Origin of the sequence: Agrobacterium sp. S7/73 (genome assembly GCF_019355535.1) — a bacterium.
Lineage (GTDB): Bacteria > Pseudomonadota > Alphaproteobacteria > Rhizobiales > Rhizobiaceae > Agrobacterium > Agrobacterium tumefaciens.
The window spans coordinates 933,637-959,343 of record NZ_CP072137.1 but is presented as its reverse complement, the minus strand read 5'-3'; the positions used below and the strand labels follow the sequence as shown (position 1 = coordinate 959,343).

The 25,707-nt window shown below is 57.9% G+C and carries 21 protein-coding genes; 8 read left to right on the top strand and 13 right to left on the bottom strand.

Annotation, left to right across the window (positions count from 1 at the left end; translation table 11 throughout):
- The first annotated feature begins 5 nt into the window (after positions 1–5).
- Together J5276_RS19435 and J5276_RS19430 are read left to right on the top strand one after the other, a co-directional pair.
- Positions 6–164, top strand: coding sequence for a hypothetical protein (locus J5276_RS19435; RefSeq protein ID WP_158006613.1), 159 nt, complete (start codon positions 6–8; stop codon positions 162–164).
- Between the two features lie 15 nt (positions 165–179).
- A complete protein-coding gene (locus tag J5276_RS19430) occupies positions 180–1,634 on the top strand; it encodes a glutamate synthase subunit beta (RefSeq protein WP_003511464.1) in 1,455 nt (484 codons plus the stop codon).
- A 180-nt stretch (positions 1,635–1,814) separates the two neighbouring features.
- Here J5276_RS19430 and J5276_RS19425 read toward each other — a convergent pair whose 3' ends face one another.
- The 4 genes from J5276_RS19425 to J5276_RS19410 all read right to left on the bottom strand — a co-directional run bounded on the left by J5276_RS19425 (position 1,815) and on the right by J5276_RS19410 (position 6,571).
- A complete protein-coding gene (locus J5276_RS19425) occupies positions 1,815–3,170 on the bottom strand; it encodes a cell wall metabolism sensor histidine kinase WalK (RefSeq protein ID WP_065704448.1) in 1,356 nt (451 codons plus the stop codon).
- The gene (locus tag J5276_RS19420) at positions 3,167–3,841 is read right to left on the bottom strand and encodes a response regulator transcription factor (RefSeq protein WP_003511462.1); all 675 of its coding nucleotides are present in this window, start codon (positions 3,839–3,841) and stop codon (positions 3,167–3,169) included. Before J5276_RS19420 ends, J5276_RS19425 begins: the two co-directional genes overlap by 4 nt.
- Positions 3,842–4,047: 206 nt before the next feature.
- Complete coding sequence (locus tag J5276_RS19415) at positions 4,048–5,283, bottom strand: SGNH family hydrolase (protein WP_035200604.1); 1,236 nt, start codon at positions 5,281–5,283, stop codon at positions 4,048–4,050.
- Between the two features lie 64 nt (positions 5,284–5,347).
- Positions 5,348–6,571 (bottom strand): lytic murein transglycosylase, encoded by a 1,224-nt coding sequence (locus tag J5276_RS19410; protein WP_003511460.1) that lies wholly within the window; start codon positions 6,569–6,571, stop codon positions 5,348–5,350.
- Between the two features lie 195 nt (positions 6,572–6,766).
- Between J5276_RS19410 and galU the strand changes: the two genes are divergently transcribed.
- Positions 6,767–7,654, top strand: coding sequence for a UTP--glucose-1-phosphate uridylyltransferase GalU (gene galU / locus J5276_RS19405; protein ID WP_003511458.1), 888 nt, complete (start codon positions 6,767–6,769; stop codon positions 7,652–7,654).
- Between the two features lie 59 nt (positions 7,655–7,713).
- On the opposite strand, the gene uppP is transcribed toward galU, so the two are convergent.
- Positions 7,714–9,192 (bottom strand): polysaccharide biosynthesis protein UppP, encoded by a 1,479-nt coding sequence (gene uppP / locus J5276_RS19400; protein ID WP_111782979.1) that lies wholly within the window; start codon positions 9,190–9,192, stop codon positions 7,714–7,716.
- A gap of 404 nt (positions 9,193–9,596) precedes the next feature.
- Between uppP and J5276_RS19395 the strand changes: the two genes are divergently transcribed.
- Both J5276_RS19395 and J5276_RS19390 read left to right on the top strand, forming a co-directional pair.
- Positions 9,597–9,962 carry a PAS domain-containing protein gene (locus tag J5276_RS19395; RefSeq protein ID WP_013761857.1) on the top strand — a complete coding sequence of 122 codons (366 nt, stop codon included), beginning with the start codon at positions 9,597–9,599 and terminating at the stop codon, positions 9,960–9,962.
- 60 nt (positions 9,963–10,022) lie between these two features.
- Complete coding sequence (locus J5276_RS19390) at positions 10,023–11,018, top strand: SIS domain-containing protein (protein ID WP_035199687.1); 996 nt, start codon at positions 10,023–10,025, stop codon at positions 11,016–11,018.
- A 3-nt stretch (positions 11,019–11,021) separates the two neighbouring features.
- On the opposite strand, the gene J5276_RS19385 is transcribed toward J5276_RS19390, so the two are convergent.
- The 6 genes from J5276_RS19385 to J5276_RS19360 all read right to left on the bottom strand — a co-directional run bounded on the left by J5276_RS19385 (position 11,022) and on the right by J5276_RS19360 (position 18,111).
- Complete coding sequence (locus tag J5276_RS19385) at positions 11,022–11,489, bottom strand: NfeD family protein (RefSeq protein WP_035199685.1); 468 nt, start codon at positions 11,487–11,489, stop codon at positions 11,022–11,024.
- Between the two features lie 2 nt (positions 11,490–11,491).
- Positions 11,492–12,541 (bottom strand): SPFH domain-containing protein, encoded by a 1,050-nt coding sequence (locus J5276_RS19380; protein ID WP_013761854.1) that lies wholly within the window; start codon positions 12,539–12,541, stop codon positions 11,492–11,494.
- 60 nt (positions 12,542–12,601) lie between these two features.
- Positions 12,602–13,636, bottom strand: coding sequence for a ferrochelatase (gene hemH, locus J5276_RS19375; protein WP_013761853.1), 1,035 nt, complete (start codon positions 13,634–13,636; stop codon positions 12,602–12,604).
- Positions 13,637–13,993: 357 nt separating this feature from the next.
- Positions 13,994–15,925, bottom strand: a complete 1,932-nt coding sequence (locus J5276_RS19370) for a 5'-nucleotidase C-terminal domain-containing protein (RefSeq protein WP_035199683.1) — start codon at positions 15,923–15,925, stop codon at positions 13,994–13,996.
- Positions 15,926–16,142: 217 nt separating this feature from the next.
- Positions 16,143–16,517, bottom strand: coding sequence for an outer membrane lipoprotein Omp10 (gene omp10 / locus J5276_RS19365; protein WP_003511448.1), 375 nt, complete (start codon positions 16,515–16,517; stop codon positions 16,143–16,145).
- Positions 16,518–16,665: 148 nt separating this feature from the next.
- Positions 16,666–18,111 carry a homospermidine synthase gene (locus J5276_RS19360; RefSeq protein WP_019564920.1) on the bottom strand — a complete coding sequence of 482 codons (1,446 nt, stop codon included), beginning with the start codon at positions 18,109–18,111 and terminating at the stop codon, positions 16,666–16,668.
- A gap of 323 nt (positions 18,112–18,434) precedes the next feature.
- On the opposite strand from J5276_RS19360, the gene J5276_RS19355 reads away from it, so the two are divergent.
- Positions 18,435–19,343, top strand: a complete 909-nt coding sequence (locus J5276_RS19355; RefSeq protein ID WP_003511446.1) for a GGDEF domain-containing protein — start codon at positions 18,435–18,437, stop codon at positions 19,341–19,343.
- Here the strand turns inward: J5276_RS19355 and J5276_RS19350 are convergent.
- The gene (locus tag J5276_RS19350) at positions 19,340–19,975 is read right to left on the bottom strand and encodes an aminotransferase class IV family protein (RefSeq protein ID WP_035199681.1); all 636 of its coding nucleotides are present in this window, start codon (positions 19,973–19,975) and stop codon (positions 19,340–19,342) included. The two genes, J5276_RS19355 and J5276_RS19350, sit on opposite strands and share 4 nt — an antisense overlap.
- 42 nt (positions 19,976–20,017) lie before the next feature.
- A complete protein-coding gene (locus tag J5276_RS19345) occupies positions 20,018–21,868 on the bottom strand; it encodes a M3 family oligoendopeptidase (RefSeq protein ID WP_035199679.1) in 1,851 nt (616 codons plus the stop codon).
- A gap of 169 nt (positions 21,869–22,037) precedes the next feature.
- Here J5276_RS19345 and J5276_RS19340 point away from each other — a divergent pair, with 169 nt between their 5' ends.
- Both J5276_RS19340 and J5276_RS19335 read left to right on the top strand, forming a co-directional pair.
- A complete protein-coding gene (locus tag J5276_RS19340) occupies positions 22,038–23,582 on the top strand; it encodes a sigma-54 dependent transcriptional regulator (protein ID WP_035199677.1) in 1,545 nt (514 codons plus the stop codon).
- A gap of 176 nt (positions 23,583–23,758) precedes the next feature.
- Positions 23,759–25,666 (top strand): DUF882 domain-containing protein, encoded by a 1,908-nt coding sequence (locus J5276_RS19335; protein ID WP_003511441.1) that lies wholly within the window; start codon positions 23,759–23,761, stop codon positions 25,664–25,666.
- Positions 25,667–25,707: the final 41 nt, after the last annotated feature.

The following is a 25,707-nucleotide window of genomic DNA, read 5'->3' as shown; positions in this document are numbered from 1 at the left end:
GCCGCGTGGGGATACTACACCAACTGGTCTCGCTGATGATCGCGGTCGCCGTTCCCATGGTGATCTATTGGACAAGCGGCGAGACCGGATTTGAATTCATCGTATTGGGGGCGGCTTTCGGTTTCGCTTACTGGTACTGGGGCCTAACAGGCGCTCCGCTTTGATGTGAGGACATAAACGTGGGCAAGGTTACAGGTTTTCTTGAGATCGACCGGCAGGTGGGCAAGTATCAGCCCGCATCGGACCGTATCCGCCATTTCCGCGAATTCACCATTCCGATGTCGGATGCCGAGGTGCAGAAGCAGGCGGCGCGCTGCATGGATTGCGGCATTCCCTACTGTCACGGCCCGACGGGCTGTCCCGTGCACAACCAGATCCCCGACTGGAACGATCTGGTTTATAACAACAATTGGGAAGAGGCGATCCGCAACCTCCATTCCACCAACAACTTCCCGGAATTCACCGGCCGCGTCTGTCCGGCACCCTGCGAGGAAGCCTGCACGCTGAACCTCGAGGATGCACCGGTCGCCATCAAGACCGTGGAGCAGGCGATTGCCGACAAGGCCTACGAGCTGGGCTTTATCGTGCCGAAGCCGGCGACGATCCACACCGGCAAGAAGGTCGCCATCATCGGTTCCGGTCCTTCCGGCATGGCGGCAGCGCAGCAGCTTGGCCGCGCCGGTCATGAGGTCCACGTTTACGAGCGTGAATCAAAGCCCGGCGGTTTGCTGCGTTACGGTATTCCGGATTTCAAGATGGAGAAGAACTTCATCGACCGCCGTGTCGAGCAGATCAAGGGTGAAGGTGTTACCTTCCATTGCGGCGTCAACGTCGGCGTGGATGTAACGGTCGAAGCGCTTCTGGCTGATCACGATGCGGTTCTTTATTGCGGCGGTTCGGAAACTCCGCGCCCGGCTGGCATCGGTGGCGCCGATTTCAATGGCGTTTACGACGCCATGCCCTATCTCGTGCAGCAGAACCGCCGCGTTGGCCGCGAAAACATCGACAGCATCGGCTGGCCGGCCGATCCGATCCTCGCCGGCGGCAAGCATGTCGTCGTCGTCGGCGGTGGCGATACGGCGTCTGACTGCGTCGGCACGGCCTTCCGTCAGGGTGCGGTTAAAGTCACCCAGCTCGATATCCGCCCGATGCCGCCGGAAAAGGAAGACAAGCTTGCCGTATGGCCCTTCTGGGCAACGAAAATGCGCACCTCTTCTTCGCAGGCAGAAGGTGCCGTTCGCGAGTTCCAGGTTGCCACGCTTGAATTCGTCGGTGAAGACGGCGTTTTGACGGGTGTGAAGTGCTGTCAGGTGGACGACCGGCGCAAGCCCATTGCCGGTACGGAATTTATCATCAAGGCTGATCTCGCCTTCATCGCCATCGGTTTTTCCGGTCCTTTCACCGATAGCGTGCTGAAGGAAATGGATGGCAAGCTGTCGCTCAACACCGATCGTCGCGGCTCCACCAACGTGATCGCCAACGAAACGGACTACAAGACCTCGGTCGACAAGCTGTGGGCGGCGGGCGACGTTCGCCGTGGCCAGTCGCTGGTGGTCTGGGCAATCCGCGAAGGCCGTCAGGCCGCACGTGCGATCGACGAAGAGCTGATGGGCGCAACCGTCCTTCCGCGCTGAGCGAGTTGACGCGGCGCAAGCCGTCGTAACGAAAACAAAAAGGCCTGTTGTGTTTCACAACAGGCCTTTCGGTTGACTGGAGAACCGAAACGCGATGGAGGTGTCGCATGCAGGGGGACGGCAACATATCGCGCCTGAGAATTGCGATGACACTACGTGCTTCCGAAGACGGGGTTCGTGTCAGCAATAGGGAAGGCTGATACGGAAGGAGGCGCCGCCGGATGGGGAATCACTGATGGTGATCTCCCCTCCATGGTAGCGGACGATTTCCTGCACGAGATTGAGACCGAGCCCGGTACCGCGATCCTTCGGTATCAACCGGTGAAATGCGTCAAACACGGCTTCCCGGTCCTCTTCGGGAATTCCGTTGCCTTGGTCGGATATGTCGATCACGCGGTTGGCCCCCACTTTTATGGTGATCGTTCCGCGATTGCCGCCATGTTCGATGGCGTTTTGCACGACGTTCATCAGGGCGCGTTGCAGCGAGGCGTCATCGGCAAGGGCGAGGATCGGCTCTTCGTCCGGCTCGAACGAAAGTTCGTAGCCTTGAGAGATTGCAAGCGGCGCCATATCAGCGACGACAGACCGGCAGAGGCCAACAAGATCTAGTGGAATAAGCGGCGCCTTTTGCCCGCCAAGTCGTTGCAGATCGAGCAACTGTTCGGCAAGCACGGCGAGACGGCTGGCATCGGCTAATATCCGGCTCCGGTCCGGTCCGTCCAGCAACGTTTCGACACGGGTCTGGAGAATGGCGACAGGGGTCCGCAATTCATGGGCGGCGTCGAGAATGAAGCGCTTGTGCCGCTCGTAACCATCGTCCAGCCGTTTCAGCGCGCCGTTGACGGCATGCACGAGCGGCTGCACCTCCCATGGAATATCGCCATCCGGCAATCGATATCCGCGCTTGTCGATGTCGATGCTTTCCGCCGTTCGCGCAATTGCGGAAAGTGCGAAAAATTCCCGACGGATGATCCATGGAATGGTCACGATTGTCACAATGGACATGATAAGGAGGATCGGCATGATCAGTATGTTGGAGAACAGCAGGACCGGGAATGCCATACTGAAGGCTCCGCCCTTGCCGACCATAACGAATTCGCCCGCCGGTCCCGATGCACGACGCACGACGGCGATTCGCAAGACAGCAAGATAGGAGTAGGACAATGCCGCATCGCGTACGTCCGACACTTTGACGTCGCTAAGCTGTTGATCCATGTTGCTAAAGGCCTCAGGCACCGGCCCACCCTGCACGATCTCACCTTTCTCGCTGACTGCAACGAACCAGAAACCGGGCATGCTGTCGCGCAGCTCGACAAATTCATTTGTTTCGTCAAGCATCAGCCGGCCATCCTTGTCACGCATGATGGCATTGGCTGTAATCTGGGCCGCTGCCGGGCTGAGAAGGGCGCTGCCCGAAGCGCCGCTGGACAGGTAAGCGACGAAGGCGGCAGTGACGATGAAAAGGCTGCCGATCTGGAAAAGCAGCAATTGAATGGTCAGGCGTCGCTTGAGCGATTTCCTTCCGGCCGATTTCATGAGGCCGCCCTCAGCAGATAACCGACGCCGCGAATACCGTGAACCTCCAGACCCGCATCCGCTGCCTGCAATTTGCGGCGCAGACGGGAGATATGGGAATCAAGCGCATTCGACTGGATTTCATCGTCGAAATTATAAACCGCCTCTTCCAGTACCGATCGCAGCACCGTTCTGCCCTGCCGACGCAACAGGGCTTCAAGGATCAGCAATTCGCGTCTGGTCAGGGGAATAAACTCTCCCTTGATGCGGACTTCGCGGGTTTCGAAGCAAAATTCCAGCTTGCCCAGTTTCGCCGTCATCGTCACGCTGCCGGCTGGCCGGCGCATCAGGGCGCGGATGCGAGCAAGGAGTTCCTCGACAGCGAAGGGCTTGGCCAGATAATCGTCCGCACCAAGGTTCAGGCCGTTCACCCGATCCGCAAGCGTGCCTTGCGCTGTCAGCACGATGACGGGCGGTGTGACGGGAAGCAGACGCAGATCTTCTATAAGCTGGATGCCATCGCCATCGGGCAATTGCCGGTCGAGTACGACAAGATCGTGAACACCGTCCATGATCGCATGCCGGGCAAGATCGAGCGTGCCGACATTGTCCACGATGATATCGAACCGGTGCAGGGCGGCGGAAAGGGCTGCTGCCATTTCGCGTTCGTCTTCAACAAGCAGCAGGCGCATGAATTGTTCTCGGCAGTGTCTGGCGTACGCCTTCCCGGAGAGGAAGGGGCGCGGGGGCATCGGATAAATATCACCGTGCAGTAAGACGCGGGCAGGGGAGGGCAATTGGCCGACCCCGCATTTGCTGCAAAGCTGAATTTATCCTGCCATTGCCGGGTTGCCTCAACATTACGCCGGTTCGAGCCGTAGCGACGGCGGAGAAGTGGCTACTGTCTGGCCTGAGCAGTATCCGGGACAATCCGGTAGTCATCGATACGACCCGCCGGTGCATCGGCCATCTCGCCCCGCTTGGTCAGCCGTTCGCGTGGCGATTCCACCACCGAGACACGTGCCGATACGGCCGTCGAAGGGACATCGCCAAGCAGCTTGTCACCGCCATCGAGGTTCGGATCGGTCAGGCTGATCGGCTGGGTGCGCACCTGTCCCGCGTCGATGCCAAGCGCGGGCAGGGAGGTGAGTGCAGGCAAATTGCTGCCGTCCAGTTTCACGAGGTCCGGTCCGGCGCTGTCGAGGTGCCTGCGCACGAATTTCTCGACGTAAAAAGCAAGCTTGCGTTTGCCGGCCTGCGTCATGCCGACGCCATCTGCCTCACGCAGACGGGCCTGCTGCCCGTTCATGTCGTAGCCGGTGATGACAAATTTACCGGCCTCGTCGACAAAGCCGTCCCAGACATCGACGAATTCGCCGCCGTATTTTTCGATATGGCTGCGATAAAGCCGGTTGAAGCCGACGAGATCGGCCGAGAGTGAGGTTGACTGGAAGGCCGGCAGGCCAACCCACAGCAGCGGCACCTTCGGGCGGCCGGCAAGGGTCAGAAGTTCATCGATCCGCCGCTCATATTCCTTGAACCAGACATCGGTGCCAAATTTTTCCCTGGTATCGCCGATCTGCATCTGCTGGCGATCGTTCGATCCCATCATGATGACGATGGTGGCGGGATTTGTTTCGGTTATGAACTGCGGCAGATTGGCGAACCAGTCGTAATAATCCGTGCGTACGAGGCCCGAAGAACCATTCGCGCGCACATCGACCGAAATTCCCGGAGAGCTGGCGAAGGCATTGACCAATTCTTCCCCCATGCCACCGGCCAGAAAATCACCGACGACCAGAACACGCCTGGCATTTTCAAGCTTGGCGGTCGGCTCCGGTTTTATGGTTCGCATTTGAACCACCGAAGGCGCTTTTCTTGCGGGTTGCGGACGGGTGACTGATTTTTCACGCGGGGCAGCCGGGAAATCCCGGCGACTGCGGGGCTGGTATTCGCGGCCGGGCGTGTCCTCCCGGCCCACGGGCCGGCCAAACAGCATTTCGAAAAGGGTGCGTCGCTGTTCCTGGGCGAAGGTTTGCGAAGGGACAAGCGGCGTGCACAAGACAGCACAAAGAATGATGGCGCAGATGCGCCAGCCCGTACTTGTGCTTTTCGCCGCAGGTTTCCTACTCATGACATCGATCCTTCCGGATGCTTCGGCGGCGTTGAAGACCGCCGCCGAATTCACCGGCATATTATCAATTCCGCAGTGCTCTCAGCAATCGCTGCGACGGCTGACCGTCGGTTTCGAGGCCCATGCGCGACTGGATGGCGCTGATCGCCGCCTTCGAGCCGGAGCCGAAATTGCCATCGACTTCGCCATCGTAATAGCCAAGTTCCTTCATGCGGGTCTGGAGTTCGAATTTTTCACGAATATCCAGCGTGCCGTCCGGACGCGGCCATTTCTGCTGCATGCCGCCATAACCGGCGATCTCGTCAGCAAGCAGGCCAACGGCCAGCGCATAGCTGTCGGATGCGTTGTATTTCTTGATGGTGAAGAAGTTTTTCATCATCAGGAAACCTGGACCATTTGCCCCACCCTGCAGTTTCAGCATGGCGCGATCGGAGCCGCGGGTGAAATTCTTGCCGTTCGGGCGGGCAAAGCCAAGCTTGGTCCATTCCGCAATGGACTTCGTCTGCCCCTCATAACGGGCGCCGCCACGCGGCACGGCTGTTTCGTAACCCCAGGTCCGGCCGGGTTCCCAGCCATTCTTGGCGAGTAGATTGGCGGCCGTCGCCAGCGCGTCCGGAACCGAGTGCCAGATGTCGCGCTTACCGTTGCCGTCCGCATCGACAGCATAGAGCAGGTAGCTGGTCGGAATGAACTGGGTATGGCCCATTGCCCCCGCCCAGGAACCCGTCAGCTGCTTGGGCGTGACATCGCCTGCCTGCAGGATTTTGAGTGCGGCGATCAATTGCGTGCGCGCGAACTTGGCGCGTTTGGGGTCGGAATAGGCGAGCGTGGCCAGTGCCTGCGGAATATTGTGCAGGCGCTCCGGCTTTTCGAGAACCGCGCCGTAATTCGATTCCATCGACCAGATGGCGAGAATGATATGTTTGTCGACATTGAAGTTGCGCTCGATCCAGTTGAGCGTCGTCGCGTGCTTCATCTTCATCTCGCGGCCGATGCGCACCGTATAGGGGTTGACGCGGGAATCGAGATAATCCCAGATCTGGGTGGTGAATTCCGGCTGGAAGGTCGCCTTGCGCAGCGCATCCGGATCCGGCTCGCTGACACCAGCAAAGGCTTTCTGGTAGGTCGCCTTGCTAATGCCTTCTTTCGCGGCTGTTGCGTAGAACTGGTTGATCCACTGCTTGAACCCAGCATCGGCCCGGGCCGAGACGGGGGCCAGCGAGATCGCCAGACCTGCAACCATCATGCAGCCGAATTTGCGGACATTTGAAAGGATCATCTTTGTCATCGTCAGTCTTTCGTTCTCTCGAATATCATTTCGATTGCGAAAACGCATCGGGCGTCGTCATGCATAACAAAAGAATGTCAACAAATTCTTTACCATTAATAGATGGTAGCGTCACCCTTTACAAAACGTTGTTATTTTTGAAATAACAACACTGTGCGGGGATTGTGATCAAGTTTTATCTCTCAGGAGGGATATGTGGTAGAACATAAGAAAATTCGGAAGGCCGTATTTCCGGTCGCAGGTCTGGGTACGCGTTTCCTGCCCGCAACCAAGGCGGTTCCGAAAGAAATGCTCACTGTCGTTGACAAGCCGGTCATTCAATACGTCGTCGACGAGGCGGCGGAAGCGGGCATCGAGCATTTTGTATTTGTCACCGGCCGCGGCAAGGCGGTGATTGAAGATTATTTTGATATTCAATTTGAACTCGAACAAATGCTGCGCGAGCGCAACAAGAATGCCGAGCTTACATTGCTGGCCGGCCTTCTGCCCAAGGCGGGCACGGCAAGCTTCACGCGTCAGCAGGTGCCGCTTGGTCTTGGCCATGCGGTCTGGTGTGCGCGTGATATCGTCGGCGACGAACCTTTCGCCGTGCTGCTGCCTGATATGATCATGCATTCACAGAAAAGCTGCCTCAAGGGCATGGTCGAACTTTATGACCAGACCGCCGGCAACGTCATCGCGGTGCAGGAATGCGCTCCCGATCAGACGCATAAATACGGCATCGTCGGCGTGGGTAACGCCGTGGGCGAGGGTTTCAAGATCACTGAAATGGTCGAGAAGCCTGCCAAGGGTACGGCACCTTCGAATTTCTACATCAACGGTCGCTACATCCTTCAGCCTGAGATTTTCGACATTCTGGAAAATCAGGAACGGGGCGCCGGCAACGAAATCCAGCTGACGGACGGCATGTTGACGCTTGCCAAGTCCCAGGAATTCGCTGGCTATCATTTCCGCGGGCAGACGTTCGATTGCGGCGCCAAGGACGGTTTCATTCTTGCCAACGTTGCTTTCGCGCTCGAACGCGCTGACATCCGCCCCGCAATCGAGGAGCCGATCAAGGCTCTTATCGACGGACTGAAGTAATTTACCAACTGGACAACGGGATCCCGGCCTTCGCGCCGGGATTTCTGTTTGGGGCAACGTTATCGTTTCAGGACAAGCCCCGCGCCGACGCGCAGTTCGTTGCTGTCATAAATTGGCGTCCACTGATAACTAACGTCCGCCGTCAGATCGAGATAGCGGTTCAGCCCCCAGGTCAAGCCAGCGCCTGCGGTGTATTCCACGGCATCCTCGATATCGGAGGAGGGAAATGTCCGGTGCACGATCTGCCCGGTCAGCCGCGCGACCAGATTGCTGCGCAATTCATGGGTCAGCCCGGCATCCAGCCGATAGGAAATCCAGCCGCCCTGTGGTCCGCCGGCGAAATCCTCTATCGTCGTGCGCAGGCCAAGATTGACGTTGGTGCCGCGCTGCGGCGACCAGTTCAGTTCGCCGTCCAGTGTCAGCGCGCCGATGGAAGCGATGCGGTCGTCGTCATATTGTTTACGTAGATAGCCGATGGCGGCCTCGCCGCGGGTCTTCTCGCCAAGATCGACCTCGGCTCCAATTTTGGCGCCGTAGGAATTCGAGGACCGTGCGTAACCGGTATTGTCCAGGCGCCTGTCATATTTGGTCGTTCCCGCGTTCAATTCGAGGAACGGGATCAGGGCCGGTGACAATTCGTAGCCGATACGGCCGCGCAGGTTCGCGCCGTTCTGGTCGCGATCGCTAAGACTGATCGGCTGGCCGTTTATGCCCTTTGCATCCGTGTAGACCGTACGCGACAGATCGAGCGCCGCTAGCCCGCGCAGCTTGCCGAAATCCCGTTGGATCGATGCGCCGGTCGTGAAACGGTGTTCTCCGCCCTGCACGGCAGCGCCAGTCAAAGCGTTGGGGTCCGTAGTGCCTTCACGACTGAATTCGTAACCCGCCTTGAGATTAGCCGTCGTTTCTTCGCCGAGATCGAGGCGCAGATCGGCTTCTATCCGCGCCCTCGGCTCTTCACCATTCTTGCTGCCGAAATTTTTCTCCCAGGCTCCATCGCCTGTTACAGTCAGCGCATGGCGGGACCAGTCGCTGGTTAGTGTGCCGCGAATACCTGTCGTTAGGTAGTTACGTCTGGAAGGGCCGCCGGTGTTCGTCTGCTTTTCCGTATTGATCGTCTGGCTGATCGAAGGCCGCAGCAGGAATGTACCGAGCCGGATACCGGGGGTTTGTCCGGGTTCGGTGGCTCTTTGCGGGTTTTCACCGCCGTCTACCGTTGGCTCATATGGGTTTTCCGCGTCGGCATAAGGCTGGCCCGCTTCTTCCCGCTGTTCGGAAATCGGGTCGCCCGGATTATTCGAGGGGCGCCATAGTTGCTGTTGCGGTGCTGCTCGCACCATGCTTGCCTCGTTTTCAGTTGTCGTTGTGGGGTTCTCTGTCGGCGTTGCATCGCCGGATGGAACTGCGACCGGCAGCCGCGTGGCCGCTGTTTGCGCGAAAACAGTTCCCGGGGTGTAGAGAAGCGTACAGGCAAGCAGCAGCAGGGTTGCTGCTTTCCGCGACGTCGGCAGACGTGTGGCGGTGCCCTTCACAATCATTCCTCTTCACCCGGCGCATTTGGCCGATGTCGGATCGAAAGTTCGTCTCAGCATTTCCTGAAGCCGAATGAGCGGCAGACGGATGAAGTGGACGACCCAGAGACCAGACACGCGACGCAAGTTTTAATATCGCTTTAACAATAGGATTTTTATGGTTAACAGTTGATAAAGACCTCCCGGATTTCACCACATCTGTGGCTGCGGCAAAGCTGGGGGGCTTCCTAGTTCGATCTGGCCGCTTCGGCACCGCGACTGAAGAAAATTTGCCGAGATGCCCAATATTTCGAATATGATCAGATTTAAACGTTTCATTTTGATACGGAATCGCCCTATGATTGGGTGGAACTCATCCGTTTTATTTTAGCAATCCAATTGATTTTTATTTTGTGTCACAGCGTCGTTTCATGAATCCCGTTTTGAACGTCAAGCAGGTCGGTTTTTATTGCTGGGATATTACCAATGACCGATTCTATCTAGACGAAGTCTGCGCTGAACTCTTGGGCATTCCTTTGCGGCAGGCGATGCAGGGCATCAGCATTTTCCAGATGCTCGAAAAAGTGGATATCGGCCATCGCAATCATGTGATCGAAACTGCGCTCACGACGCTCAAGGCCGCCAGCTTTTACCATCAGGAATATGCTGTGCGCCGTGATGACGGCTCTATCTCGTGGATTAGGACAGTCGGGCGATATTTGGTCGATGAAGAGAACATCCCTTTCAAGCGGATGGGAACGATGGAGGAGATTTCTCCGCCGAACCTGCGTCACTAAAGAGCGGCAATTTTCGGCTGTAGAGTGGACTTATTCCAGTTGAAATAGTAACAGTCGGCCATGATTACGAGAGCCGTGAAACTGGTTGAAGACAATGCGATTGAATCCGCCGTGCGGACGATTTCGATGGAGAGGGCTGGCCTTGCCGCTCTTGAAGAGGCCCTCAAAAACGGGCTTTCCGAACCTTTCTGCAAGGCGATCGAGACGATCGGCCAGTCTAATGGCCGCCTCATCATCACCGGTGTTGGTAAAAGCGGCCACATAGGCGCCAAGCTCGCGGCCACCTTCGCCTCCACCGGAACGCCTGCATTTTTCGTGCATGCGGCAGAGGCCAACCATGGCGATCTGGGCATGATCGGCGGCGATGATGTGGTGCTGGCGATCTCCAAAGGCGGTGAAAGTTCAGAGCTGCGTAGCATCATCAACTATTCGCGCCGTTTCTCCATCCCGCTGATTGCACTTACCTGTTCGGAGAGTGCATCGCTGGCGAAGGCAGCCGATATCGTGCTTCTGGTTCCCAATGAACAGGAAGCCTGCCCGCTCGGTCTTGCGCCTACCACCTCCACATTGATGCAGCTGGCACTTGGCGATGCCCTTGCCGTTGCGCTTCTGGAAGCACGCAATTTCACTGCCGGTGATTTCAAGGTGTTTCACCCCGGCGGCAAACTGGGCGCGGGCCTTACGCTGGTCAGCGATATCATGCATACCGGCGACCGGGTGCCGCTAGTCGGCAAGGGAACTTCCATGCCGGAAGCAGTCAGTGTTCTTTCCCGCAAGCATTTCGGCTGCGTCGGTATTCTGGACGAGGATGGCCGTCTGTGTGGCATCGTCACCGAGGGCGATATGGCGCGCAACCTGTCGCGCAACCTCGCTGAATTGACGGTGGACGACATCATGACCCGTACTCCGAAAACGGTCAAAAAATCGGTGCTGGCGACCAGCGCTCTCGCGACGCTGGAAAAATTCCACATCGGTGCGCTGATCGTCGTTGATGACGATAACCGGCCGATAGGGCTGGTGCATTTCCACGATCTGTTGAGAATCGGTGTGGCCTGATCGCTATGAGCGGTCGAGCGGCTCTATTGTCAGGGTGCGGCCACGCGCAGCTGCGATCCTGACACGTGTTCCTGCTGGCATGTCCTCACCGTTAACGGACCACCAGGTATCGTCCAGCCTTATGCGGCCGCGCCCTTCGACAACCGGCTCCTGCAGGGTCGCTGTGCGGCCAACAAGGCTGGCTTCCCGCTGATTGAGGAAGGGTTCGTCGCTTGCCTCACGGTTTTTGCCGAAATATTTCCTGCCAAGCAGGGCGAAGGCGATGGAGAGGGCGGCAAACAGCACCAGTTGCAATTGCCACGCCCAGAATGCGGCATCCCAGAACAGCAGGGAGAGCGCGCCGATCACCAGCGCGGCAATGCCAATCCAGATCAGAAAAACGCCCGGAGCGACCAGCTCGGCAGCCAGCAGAATGAAGCCGGCAATCCACCAGCTCCATGGTCCCAGTTCCGTGGCAAGCCGTTGCAGCATCGTCACTTCTCCGATGAAGAGCCGAAGGGATTACCGGGAATTGTCACGTTGATGGCCTGGGCCGAAGGCCGCGACGGCGGCACCGAGCGGGAAGATGCGGGGACGGCAGGCGCCGTTGGTGCATCGCCCTTGTCGCCGAAAACGTCACGGGCGATTGCCCCTATGCCGCCGAGCGAGCCGATCAACGCAGACGCCTCCATCGGCATCAACACGATTTTCGAGTTTTTGGCGGTACCGATACTGGAGAGCGCTTCGGTATATTTCTGGGCAACGAAGTAATTGATCGCGTGGACATTGCCGGCAGCGATGGCTTCCGACACCATGCGGGTGGCGTTGGCTTCGGCCTCGGCCAGACGCTCGCGGGCCTCGGCATCGCGGAACGCCGCTTCGCGCTGGCCTTCCGCCTCGAGAATGGCAGATTGTTTTGCGCCCTCTGCGCGCAGAATCTGAGCATTGCGGGCGCCCTCGGCCTCCAGCACCTGCGCGCGTTTTTCACGCTCCGCCTTCATCTGCCTAGCCATGGAATCGACGAGATCTTTCGGCGGCGCGATATCTTTTATCTCGATGCGCGTGACCTTGATACCCCATGGTCCCACCGCCTCGTCCACCACGCGCAGCAGGCGATCGTTGATGGCATCACGGTTCGACAATAACTCATCGAGATCCATCGAGCCCATTACCGAGCGGATGTTGGTCATGGTGAGGTTTTCAATCGCCATTTCCAGATTGGTAATCTGGTAAGCGGCCTGTGCGGCATTCAGGACCTGATAGAAAGTGACGGCATCAGCCGAGACACTGGCATTATCGCGGGTGATAACTTCCTGTGTCGGTATATGCAGAACCTGCTCCATCACATTCATCTTCGAACCGATGCTTTCGAAGAACGGCACGATGAGGTTGAGGCCCGGCTCGAGTGTGCGGGTGTAGCGCCCGAACCGTTCAACCGTGTAGCGATGTCCCTGCGGTACGGTCTTGATGCCGGCAAAGAGCACCAGAATGACCAAAACAACCGCCGCTATGACGACGATATCGAAACCGCCCAATGCAATCATCACTTCTTCCTCCAGCACCACAACCTTTTGGGATCTTACACCCGCATCGTTATGGCAAGATTACACCCAACCTTGCAACTCTTGTCGTACAACCTTTTCGAGAACTGTCATACCCTCTACGCTGTCGTTGAGACACGGGATGTGGGTGAATTTCTCGCCGCCATTGTGCAGGAAGATTTCTCCGGCCTCACCGGCAATTTCCTCCAGCGTTTCAAGACAATCCGATACGAAACCGGGGTTCATGACGGCGATGCGTTTGATGCCCTCGGATGCCAGCTTTTCCATGGTCTTGTCGGTATAGGGCTGCAGCCATTCTTCTGGCCCAAAACGCGACTGGAAGGTGATCATGAAGTTCTTCTCGGTCCGTCCCAGCGCTTCCTTCAGCAGACGGGCGGTCTTCTGGCAGTGGCAATAATAGGGATCGCCCTTCCTGAAGTAGGATTGCGGAATGCCGTGGAAGGAGGTGATCAGCATCTCCGGTTCCCAGTCCAGCGTTGCCAGATGGTTTTTGACGGAGGCGGCAAGCCCCTCGATATAGGCAGGATCGTCATGATAGGGCGGAACGGTCCGGATGGCGGGCTGCCAGCGCAGCTTCATCAGATGTTCGAAAGCCTTGTCGTTCACCGTCGCCGTGGTCGATGCGGCATATTGCGGATAGAGCGGGAATAGCAGGATTTTCTCGCATCCCTGCTCCTTCAGCGCGTCGATTTTCGAGGCGATGGAAGGCTGGCCGTAGCGCATGGCCCAGTCAACGACGACATTCGGCAAATCCTTCAGCGCCTGTGCCATCAGTTCGCCTTGGCTTCGGGTATAGGTGCGCAGATAGCTTTCGTTGCGATCGCGGTTCCAAATTGCCTCATAGGCCTTGCCGACCTTCTGCGGGCGCTTGTTGAGGACGATGCCGTACAGGATCGGATACCAGTAGAGGCGCGACCATTCGATCACGCGTTTGTCGCTCAGAAATTCCGCCAGATAACGGCGCATCGGCCAATAGTCCGTACCATCCGGCGTGCCAAGATTGACAAGCAGAACGCCAACCTTGCCAAATCTTACGCGGGGATGGTCTACGGGAAGTGCGGATAATTCTGTCGTCATGAATGACACCCTGAACTCGTACTGGTTGCGTGAGAACGTTTCCGTTTGGGATAAAGGGCGGAAACGCTCCATTTTTTGTTTTTATACATGGCCGGACGCAAACCGTGACGCGGTTTTGCCGGAAATGCTCAAGCTATATGCTCGTGCCGTCAATTTGTTCACGTGTTCTAGACGAAATTTGTAAGGATTGAACCACCTGCGGAGGTGATTTCCGAGGTGCGGTAACGGACGCATTGTCTTTTGATAAAACGCAGCCTGTAATGATCTGTTTTTAAAGGGAAAATAAGAAGCCGGCCTCATGGTGCGAGGCCGGCTTCCCATCTGCGGCAAATTGCCCTGTCTGTATGTGTTCGCGGCTTATTGAGCCGGAACCTCCAGTTCCTCGCCGATCTCGATATGGTTCGGATGCTTCAGCGTGTTTGCCTTGGCAATCCTGGTCCAAAGGGCACCGTCGCCATACTTCTCCGCCGCGATCTTCCAGAGCGAATCGCCCTTTGCGACAACATATTTGCTGGCGGCAGCCGCGGCCGCTGCCGGCGTGGTGGTGGCAGGTGCGGTCGCGGCAGGTGCTGTGGGAGCCGGGGCCGGTGTGGCGGCCGGAGCGGTTGCAGTTGCCGCCGGTGCTGTTGCGGCAGGCGCTGGTGCAGCGGGCTTTGCCGGAGCTACATAACCGGCAGGCGTCACTTCAGTGATGCGGCCGTCCGTGAAGGGCTTATAGGGGCTGTTGGCCGTAATATATGCAGCTACAGCCTCTTCGAGGTTGGGGCCGAAGTCATAGGCGTTGATCGCCTTGGTCGCGAATACCTTGAAGCCATCGCCGCCGGTGCGAACGTAATTATTCGCCGCAACAGTGTAGGTCTTTGCCGGGTCGAGAGGCACGAAAGCGTCGCCCTCCTTGACCTCGACCGCAGTAACACGGCTGCCGGCCGGCTTGGAGCGGTCGAAGGAATATTTCATGCCTGAAACCTGCATGAAACGACCTGCGCCATCGTCGATCTGGCTGACGCCGTTTTCGAGGGCAGCGCGAATATCCTCGCCCTTCAGCTGGAAAGTCGCGACCGTGTTCTGGAACGGCAGAACCGTCAGGACTTCGCCCATCGAGACATCGCCGCTATCGATGGAGGAGCGCAGGCCACCGCTATTTGCGAAAGCGATGGTGACGCCCTGATCCTTGACGCGGGCCAGGGTCGCATCCGCTACCAGATTACCCATAGAGCATTCTTTGACGCGGCAAACCTTGCGGTCACCTTCGATCGGGCCTTCCGAAGTGCCGACGACCTTCGATTTCAACGCCTCGATTGGTGCTTTCAGTTCATCGATACGCTTGAGCGTTGCTTCGTCGGGTTTGAAGGATGAATCGATCAGGATCGGATCGCCCTTGCTTTCCTTGACCACGCCGCTGTCATCGAAGACGACGCGCAGGTCACCCAGGTATTTGCTGTATTGCCCTGCCTGAACGACCGGAACCTTGTAGCCGCCGGGATTGTCGACGAGTGTCGGATAAGGCCCTTCGGCCTTCTGATCGGTGTTGGAGAGCAACGTATGCGAGTGGCCGCCGACAACGACGTCCACATCCGGGATTTTCGCGATGAATTCGAGGTCGCGCGGATATCCGACATGGGTCAGGGCAATGATCTTGTTGACACCCTCGCCTTTCAGCTTCTGCACCTGTTCGCTGATTTTCGCGACATCTTCCGCAATGGTGATGTTGGGGCCGGGGGTCGCAAGTTCCGCCGTGTCGTTGGCGACAGCGCCGACAATACCGATTTTCTGGCCGCCGACTTCAAGGACGATGGACGGCTTGACGCGATCGCCGATTTTCGAGGCGGCGCTGGCAACCACATTGGCGGTCACGACCGGAAACTGAACCTTGTCGAGGAAGCCCGCAAGCCCGTCTTCGCTATCGTCGAATTCATGGTTGCCGACGGTCATGGCGTCGAACTTCATGGCGTTCAGCACTTCGGCTTCAACGGTACCCTTGTAGGTGGTGTAGAACAGCGAGCCTTGAAAATTGTCGCCGGCATTGAGCAGGAGAACGTTCTTGCCTTGAGCCTTGAGCGCGTCCCTTGTCTGGTTGATTGCGGTCAAGAGGCGCGCGGCGCCGCCAAAGCATTCGTTTTTGCCTTCCTCTTCCGCTGAGCAGGTCGAGTCGAATTTATTGATCGATTCGATACGGGAGTGAAAATCGTTAATGTGAAGAATGTTGAGTTCGTAGTCGGCCAGAGCCGCTCCGGCTGAAAGCGTTATCGCGGAAACGCTCAGCATACTCAGTCTCAAAATTTTCTTCATGGTCCCTCTCTCCTGTTCAAAGCGGAAGCCTTGGCCGGTCGATCATCATCAGGCCGTGCTCATTCTCTAGTCTGAAAGTATGTCAGTCTTTCAAAGCGCGATGTTTCCATTTAGCGGCAGCTGCCGCAAGCGGAAATTGTGACAGTGGCGCAATAAAGCAAAACGCACGCTTGAGGCGTGCGTTTTAAAAGCTCATGCCATTGAAAAGTCTGTGTTATCAGCCCTGACGCGTTAGCGAGAACTGGCTGTTGCTGTCTGTCGTGCAATTCAGTTGCGACGGGGAGACGAGCGCGCAGTTGACGCGCGATTGCGTGTTGCGCACCAATGACGTCATGTTGATCTCATAGAGCGTCGGCGAAATCGTAACATAGGTGCCGGATGCGAGAAGCGTGTTGGTATCGGTCGAACGGGTGGAGAAAGCACCGTTCTGGAATGTCGATACGATGCCGTTGCGGTCGATCCAGCGGCCATCCACGGCCGGGCCGCGGGCAAGCGAGGGTGCCATCGACGTCTGCTGGGAGGGACCCGGCGCAACGCATGAAGACACCGCGATTGCGGCACAAAGCAAAGCAGCGCTTGTCTTGAAGTTCATGAGCCTGTTCTCCTGCGATTCGATGAAACCCTGATGTTTCGACCATGCCGTGAAGCGTTATTTATTTCAAGGCAACGTTGTTTGCTCTCCCGGGTTCCTGACATCCGTCATGAAAACACCTGCGTGACAAATATGAGACGCCATGCCCTCAGCGCACGAGGATGTTGCGGAACTGCCAGGGATCCGAGGTGTCGATATTGTCTGGAAACAGTCCCGGGCGACCGTCGAGCGGCGTCCAGTCCGTGTAATGTCCTTCGACCGGTCCAAGATAGGGACGCTGCACCTCAAGGCAACGGCGATAATCCATTTCATCCGCCTCGACGATGCCGGCTTGCGGATTTTCCAGCGCCCAGACCATTCCGGCCAGTACCGCGGAGCTGACCTGCAATCCGGTCGCGTTCTGGCTGGGGGCGAGCGCCCGTGCCTCCTGCAAGGTTAGCCGCGAGCCATACCAATAGGCATTTTTGTCATGGCCGTAGAGAAGAACACCCAGCTCGTCGGCACCATCGACAAGCTCGTCTTCGCCAAGCACATGCTGGATCGGCTGCGGCGTGCCGCCATTACCGAAAAGTTCGTGCAGGGAAAGGACGGCGTCGTTGCAGGGGTGGTAGGCATAGTGACAGGTGGGCCGGTAGATCAGATCGCCATCGTCATTGCGGACGGTGAAATAGTCGGAAATCGAGATCGCCTCGTTGTGGGTGACCAGAAATCCATATTGCGGCCCTTGTCCGGGACACCATGTCCGTACCCGCGTATTGGCGCCGGGCTGATCGAGATAGATCGCTGCCTTGCTGCCCTTTTTTTGTTTTTTCGCGTTTTTTGGCATCCAGTTTTCATGCGTTCCCCAGCCGAGTTCGGCGGGCTGAAAACCTTCGGCGATAAAACCCTCGACGGACCAGGTGTTCCAGAATGCGCCGAATGGCTTGGGATTTTTTGCCCGCTGCGTATCGCGCTCTGCCACATGCACGCCCTTGACGCCGAGCTGCTGCATGAGCTTTGCCCATGCCTGCTGGTCATGCGGTCGCGGCTCTTCGATGTCGAGACCGCTATCCTTGGCGAGATTGACCAGCGCCTGTTTTACGAACCAGGACACCATGCCGGGATTTGCGCCGCAGGTGGAAACGGCCGTTGTGCCGCCCGGTTTCCGAGCCTTTTCTTTCAGCATGGTCTCGCGCAGCGAATAATTGGTACGGGAGGCATTGTCGGCGTCTGCATCGAAGTAAAAGCCGGGCCACGGCTCCACTACGGTGTCGATGTAGAGCATGCCATGTTTGCGGCAGAGCCTCATCAGATCGACGGATGCGGCATCGACCGAAAGATTGACGCAGAAGCCCTGACCCTGAACCCCTTTAAGGAGTGGCTTGAGCACCTCCTTGTAGTTTTCTTTGGTCAGATGCGTACGGATATGGCGAATGTTTCTCTCGGCCAGATACGCTGCGATATCCTCGCGCGGGTCGATGACGACGAGCCTGGTCTTGTCGAAGTTGAAATGACGTTCGATCAACGGAAGAGTGCCGCGCCCGATGGAGCCGAAGCCGATCATGATGATGGGGCCGTCAATATCGCCGTAAATCGGATGGTTTGCGTCCGTCATTCGTCATTTTTCCTTTTTAAGCCAATAAGTAAGCTAGATCATAAAAGAGTGCCACAATAAAGGGCAGGTGCATGACGGACATATGACGGTGGCGCAAGCCCGGGATGCGAAAGTTGTGACGGGTTGGTGTGTGGTGATCCCGTTCTGCGCGGTTGCGATCCGGCGAGATTGAAGTCGAGACCTTCCGACCGCATTCTTCCCCTTCGCATTTTAGAGACTACGTTTATAATCAAGTTCTTCTTTTCGTGTATATGCCCTAGGGCTTGGGGGCTTTTGCAAGATGACGAAAAGGGGGCTTTTCGTCATCACAGGAGTGTTGCCTGTTGAATAGTCTTATCGAGCGTGTCGCAGCGCTTCAGAGCGCCACCCCCGTTCTTATTGCACTTTACGATTCCGAAGACCGGTTGCGGCATGCCAACCCGTCGTTTCGGCAGAGCTTTCAGCTTGCCGACGATGATTTTTCGACCTGGGCGGAAATCATGCGCTTGAACCACCGTCTGCGAACCGGCGTGGTCGTCAGAAACAGCGATTTCGAGGGCTGGCTTTTGTCGGCGCAGTCCCGGCGCGGCAAGCTGCCGTATCGTGCCTTCGAGATGGACATGTATGACGGCCGCTGGTTCTGGATGACGGAGACGGTGCAGCAGGATGGCTGGATGCTGTGTGTCGCAAGCGATGTCACCGAATTGCGCCAGGGCTACAGAACCCTGCGGCAGGACCGGGATCTGGCGGTGCGCGCCTCGCAGACCGACGAATTGACGGGAACGGCGAACCGGCGTTTTGTTTTCGCCAAACTCGCGCTACAGGTGGAGCGGGTCGGCAAGGGGCTTGAAGCACCCTTTTGCCTTTGCACGCTCGACATCGACTTTTTCAAGCACATCAATGATCGTTTCGGCCACAAATGCGGCGATGCGGTGCTGCGCGATTTTGTCGGGATCGCCCATTCCGTCGTCCGGCGGGTGGATTGTTTTGGCAGGATCGGCGGTGAGGAATTCATGCTCATCCTGCCGCGCAGTTCGGTTGTTGAGAGCCGGGAGATCGTCGAGCGGCTACTGCAAAAGGTGCGTCTTTCCAGACCTCTGGCCGAGTTTCCGGATTTTTCCTATAGCTGTTCCGCTGGAATGACGACCTATCGGATGGCAGAAAGTGCCGACGATGTTTTCATGCGCGCCGATCAGGCGCTTTACGCTGCCAAGGAAAAGGGCCGCGACCGGCTTTTGGCGGTGACGGTTTAGACCAGCTCCGCCGCAATCAGCCCATGCAGCGAATTTCCCACGAACAGCCGTCGACCGGCAATATCCTCCGGCTTCAATGCCTGCCCGCGTGCCTTGCGCTGGCGGATGAGATCGGCACGCAGAACGCCCGGCAGAATACCGCTGTCGAGCGGCGGCGTCAGCAATTGCCCGTCCGGCATTTCGACGAAGATGCTGGTCGATGATCCCTCGCACAACTCGCCGCGCTCGTTGAGCAGCAGAACCTCGTCTGCATCCCCGGCTGAAAATTCGGCGCGGGCGGCATCATAGGGTTCCCGGCGCGATGATTTGTGGCGATAGAAGGTGTCGGTGGAATCAAGCCTGGTTTGCGTCGCGATGCGGATCCGCCAGACGGTTCCCTCCTGCAACGGCCGAAACTCGGCCGTTTCGATATCGAGCTCACCCTTGTAGTTCATGACCAGCTTCACGCAGAGCGGACTTTCGCCGCCCACCTTCTTCTCCAGTACCTGAACCGCGTTGACCGGTGCTCGGAAACCGAGCGCATCGGCTGAGCGCAATAACCGGCGCATATGCTGGTCAATGCGCTGAAAACCCGATTGCGGCTCCCAGCGCAGCGTTTCTCTCAAGGTCAGATCGGCGGGTTTGCGTTTCATTGCCTTTGCTCGTCGCCTGTCATCGGTATTTTTCGGAGGCAATCAGGCCTGTTTGCTGTCAAGCGCTTCCAGTTCGTCGATCAGCCCTTCGATCATGGCAAGACCCTTGTCCCAGAAGGAAGGGTCTGTCGCATCGAGGCCGAATGGTTTCAGAAGTTCCGAATGGTGCTTGGTGCCGCCTGCTTTCAAAAGCTCGAAATATTTCTCCTGAAAGCCGGTCTCGGCCTTCTGGTAAACGGCATACAGCGAGTTCACCAGGCAATCACCGAAGGCATAGGCATAAACATAGAAGGGAGAGTGGATGAAATGGGGGATGTAGGTCCACCAGGTCTCATACCCTTCGGAAATCTTGATCGCCGGGCCGAGGCTCTCGGCCTGAATGGAAAGCCACAATTCACCGATCTGTTCGGAGGTCAACTCACCCTGCTTGCGGGCGGTGTGCAGCTTGCGTTCGAATTCATAAAACGCGATCTGTCGCACGACCGTGTTGATCATGTCCTCGACCTTGCGGGCGAGCATGGCCTTGCGTTCCCTGACGTCCTTCGTGTCGTCAAGCAATTTGCGGAAGGTCAGCATTTCTCCGAAAACGGAGGCAGTTTCGGCAAGCGTCAGCGGCGTCGCGCACATCAGCGCGCCTTGGTCGCCGGCCAGCACCTGGTGCACGCCGTGGCCAAGCTCATGGGCAAGCGTCATCACGTCGCGCGGTTTGCCGAGATAGTTGACGAGGACATAAGGATGGGCCGAAGGCACGGTCGGATGCGCGAAGGCGCCCGGCGCCTTGCCGGGCCGGGCGGGGGCGTCGATCCATTGCTCATCGAAGAACCGGCGGGCAATATCGGCCATCTCCGGCGCAAAATCACCATAGGCGGACAGCACGGTGTCCTTCGCCTCATCCCAGGGAATTATCGTATTCGATGTATCGGGAAGCGGCGCGTTGCGGTCCCAGTAGTTCATCTGTTCCATGCCGAGCCATTTCGCCTTCATGGCGTAATAACGATGCGAAAGGCGCGGATAGGCGTTTTTCACGGCGGCAGCCAGAGCGTCTACGACCTCGCGCTCCACACGGTTTGCCAGATGGCGGCTGTCGGCGATGTCTTCGAACTTGCGCCAGCGGTCGGAAATATCCTTGTCCTTGGCCAGTGTGTTGGTGATGAGGGTGAAGACCCGCAGATTATTGGTGAAGGTGGTGCTGAGCGCCTGCGCTGCCTTCTTGCGAGTTTCCGGCTCCGGCTCCTGAAGCATATTGAGCGTTACTTCCAGCGAAAGGCTTGCGCCGTCTATGTCGAAGCGCAGGTCGGCCATCGTCTCATCGAACAGGCGGTTGAACGCGCTGGCACTCGTCATCGATTTTTCGAGGAATAGCTGTTCGAGCTGGTCATCGAGCTGGTGCGGCTTGTCCTTACGCAAATCCACCAGCCACGGCCTGTAGTGCCCAGCTAAGGCATCGTTTGCCATGCAGGCATCCATTACGGCGTCGTCGATGCGGTTCAGTTCAAGCGTAAAGAACAGCAGATGGGCGGAAATATCCGTCAGTTTCGCCTGGGCGTCGCCGTAAAGCTTGCCGTTTGCCGGGTTGGAGGTATCTGAAAAATACGTCAGCCCCGCAAAGGAACCGATGCGGCCGATAAGATCGTCCAACGCTTCATATTCCTTGAGAGCAGCGCCGATGCCGTTGGCGCCCGTCGCCTTTGCAGCGTCTTCAAGCTTGCCCTTCCATTTATCCTCGAAAGCCGCCGCCAGCGCCGCCGCCTTCTCAATGTCGCCCTTGTATTCCGGCGAATCGCCCGAGGGATAGAGATCCGAGAGTTTCCAGCCGGGCAGGTCGCCAAGGGCAGGGCCGGAGGTTTCGGCAAGCGAAAATACGGGGTGCGGTGTTGGGCGATTGAGGGTCATCGAACGCGTCCTTGTCGTTATGCCTGCGCAGCATATGGGGCCTTTGTTTCCCGCAGCAATGGATAAAATGCAAGCAAATCTCAAAACTGGATGTTCAAATCTCCCGTGCCAGAGTGCGCCACAAGGGACCGCATGACGCAGGTCCATAAACCGGAAACCGGAGCCAAAAATGACCGCGCATGTTCTCGTGATAGACGATGATCCCGTCCAGCGCCGCCTGCTCAAAAATGCGGTGGAACGTTATGGGCATCTGGCCTTGCTTGCAGAAAACGGCAGGGCGGGGCTGGAGCTGCTCAAGCAATATAGCGGCGAGATCAATGTTGTCGTCCTCGACCTGATGATGCCGGAAATGGATGGCCTCGCCTTCCTGAAAGCCGTTGGCGAACTCGGCACCGACGTCCCGGTCATCGTCCAGACGGGGCAGGGCGGCATCGATACCGTCGTGCAGGCCATGCGCGCCGGCGCCTTCGATTTCGTCGTCAAGCCGGTCTCGCCGGAACGGATCGGCGCCGCCATCTCCAATGCCCTCAAGCTCGACAGGAGAGAGGCAAAGGCCCGCACGGGCAGGCGCGGACGGAGCAATGCCGTGAATTTTACTGATATCGTTTCCGCAAGCCCGGCCATGCTGAGGGTGATAGAACTGGCGCAGCGCGCCGCCCAGTCCAGCATTCCCGTGGTACTGGAAGGCGAATCCGGCGTCGGCAAGGAAATGGTCGCCCGTGCAATCCAGTCGGCTGGCGACAGGGCGAACAAACCATTCATCACCGTCAATTGCGGCGCTATCCCGCACAATCTGGTGGAGAGTATTCTTTTCGGTCACGAGAAGGGCGCTTTTACCGGAGCCACGGAAAAACACGTTGGCAAGTTCATGGAAGCCGATGGCGGAACGCTGTTCCTCGATGAAATCGGTGATCTGCCGCTCGACGTGCAGGTAAAGCTACTGCGGGCGGTTCAGCAGGGCGAAATCGAAACTGTCGGTTCCGCGCGTGTGCAGAAGGTGAATGTCCGCCTGATTTCCGCCACCAACAAGAATCTCATCGAAGAGGTGAAGGAAGGCCGCTTCCGCGAGGACCTGTATTATCGCCTCAACGTCTTTCCTATCACCATTCCGGCGTTGCGCCGGCGCAAGGAGGATATTCCCCATCTGGCACGGGTGTTCGCGGAGCGTTTTTCGGTGGAACAGAAATTGCCAAATCCCGTCGGCCTCGATGCTAGCGCGCTGGCACTGCTAACGGCCTATGACTGGCCGGGCAATATCCGCCAGCTTGAAAATGCGGTCTTCCGCGCCGTCGTGCTGTCGCAGGGCGAGGAACTGGCTGATTCCGATTTTCCGCAAATCGCGCTGCAATTGCCAGAATTCGCAGGTGGGGACGATGCGGGTGAGTCGATCCGGTCGCCGTCTGGATCGTCGCTGAAACTCGCCGCATATTCTCCGCCGCCGCCGGTCGCCGAAAGTCACGCCATTCTGGATGAGGCGTCAGATATTTCCACCACGATATACCGGGGAGGAAACCTGATCTCCAGCATGGACGACTCAGGCAATATCAGGAAGCTGGCCGAGATCGAAGAGGAGCTTATCCGTTTTGCCCTTCGTTTTTATCGCGGGCAGATGAGTCAGGTCGCAAGGAAACTTGGTATCGGCCGCTCGACGCTTTATCGCAAGCTGAAGGACTATGGCATTGATCCGGACGATCCGTTGCGGGATGCGGCCTGATTGCACAAACCGCCTGTTCGACGGCAGATAGCAAGATTCGTTAACTTCTGAGCAAGGATATCCGCTTACCGTCTATAAACCTCTTGTTAGTGGCTGATTCACTATATAGAGGAAGGTTGCATCTGTGTGGCAATTTTGCCATCGTGTCACCGTATTTGACGTTCATTTGAGGCAATGTGACAGAAATTGTCTTCCAGGCGGGGATCGAATTGCCATATCTGCATCGAAATATCGCGCTGTCGACCAAGATCGCGCGCGGCTTGATCAAGGATATATGCACGAAGCTGTCGGCACGCGCTGTCACTTTTGCCTGCTTGATGCTCGCCGCAATGCCATTCGCAGGTGTCTCGGCGACGGAAGCTTTCGCCGAAACGCGCAGTCTCAAACTGTATTATATCCATACACGCGAGAAGGCGGTCATAACCTTCAAGCGCAACGGAAAATACGACCAGAAGGGTCTGCAGGAGCTGAACCGCTTTTTGCGTGACTGGCGTCGTAACCAGCCGACGCGGATGGATCCGCGTCTTTTCGATCTTGTCTGGGAAGTCTACCGCCGCAGTGGCGCGACCGATTACATCAACGTTGTGTCGGCCTTCCGTTCGCCTGAGACTAACGGCCTCCTGCGCACGCGCACCAAGGGCGTGGCGGAAAAAAGCCAGCATATGCTCGGCAAGGCAATGGATTTCTACATTCCGGGCGTGAAGCTTTCCACACTGCGCGAAATCGGCATGCAGATGCAGATTGGCGGCGTAGGTTTCTACCCGACCTCGGGTTCTCCCTTCGTGCACATGGATGTCGGCGGCGTTCGTGCCTGGCCGCGCATGAGCCGTCAGGAACTCGTGCGTATCTTCCCCAAGGGCAATACGCTGCACGTTCCTTCCGATGGCAATCCGCTTCCCGGTTATGAACAGGCCTTGGCTGACTACAAGAAGCGCGTCAATTCCTCTTCCATTCAGGTTGCTTCCAGCGCCGGTGCCGGCCCTGCGTCCTCCGGTGGTGGCGGCAAGCGCAAGACACTGTTGCAGGCGCTCTTTGGCGGAGGCGACGAGGATGAAGATCCCGATAGCATCGCTACGCCGCAGCCCGCAGAACGTCCGGCTGTCGCTCGCCCTGCAACGCCACCGCCTGCTGCACCTGAGCCAGAACCGACGATCGCCGTTGCTTCCGCCCAACCGCTTCCCGGTGTGAGCACTGCGCCGCTGCCCATTGCACGTCCAGCTTTCGGCAACCAGCCTCCGGCCAATACGGGCCTTGCCACCGCGCTTTATTCTCCAGCCCGTAATGCGGCGCAGGATGCACTCCAGGCTGCGACAACACCGACGCCAACCTCTGCTCCGGCCGAGCGTCAGCAGTTTGCCGATCTGGCTGAGGTATCCGTGCCTGTGCCGACGCTTCTTGGGCCGCGTGGCATGCGTGGCGACGCTGAAGGATCGATCCTGACCGCATCCGCAGATGGTGCGACACCCGCAGCGACGGGCGAACTTGCGTCTATTCCGGTGCCGGCCAATCGTCCGGCTGTGGCGGAAGCCCTGCTGGCACAGGCCAATGCTGATCCGGAAGGCGACGAAGATCTCGCCGAAGAGCGGAAAGATACGCTTTCGCCGACTGTGGTTGCTGCTCTGGAACAGAGCGGTCAGGCCGCCCGTTCGCAGATCAATTCCGCTACCGTGCCGACAGCCGCGCCGTTCCCGGCTGCCGTCAACCACAAGGTTACAGTCGCGCCCGCCGAAACGGCTAAGGCTGAGCCAGAGGCAGGTTTCGGTGACGCCTTTGATCTGAAACCTTCCATCAATGGTGGGCTGACGGCCGGCTTACCGACCAAGGGCTCACGCCCGAGCAGGCAGGATGCCGCCGTTTCCCATCAGGCCATGGTCGGCGGTGGTCGTCTGACGCAGGATCTGATCTCTGACTGGGCGCTCAACCAGAACAAGGGCTCGACCGGCCGTTCGGTGAAGGCGCCGCGCGTCGTCGCCAACCGTATGCTCAGCCACGACATGTCGGCTTCCGCCACATCGGCTAGCTTCAAGCCCGGTGCAGCGGCGATCGAGTCCAGCCGTTTCAGCACGCCGGTGAAGATGCACTGAGCCCCGCTTTCTGCAATGCGGCCGAAAGGCCAACAAAAAAC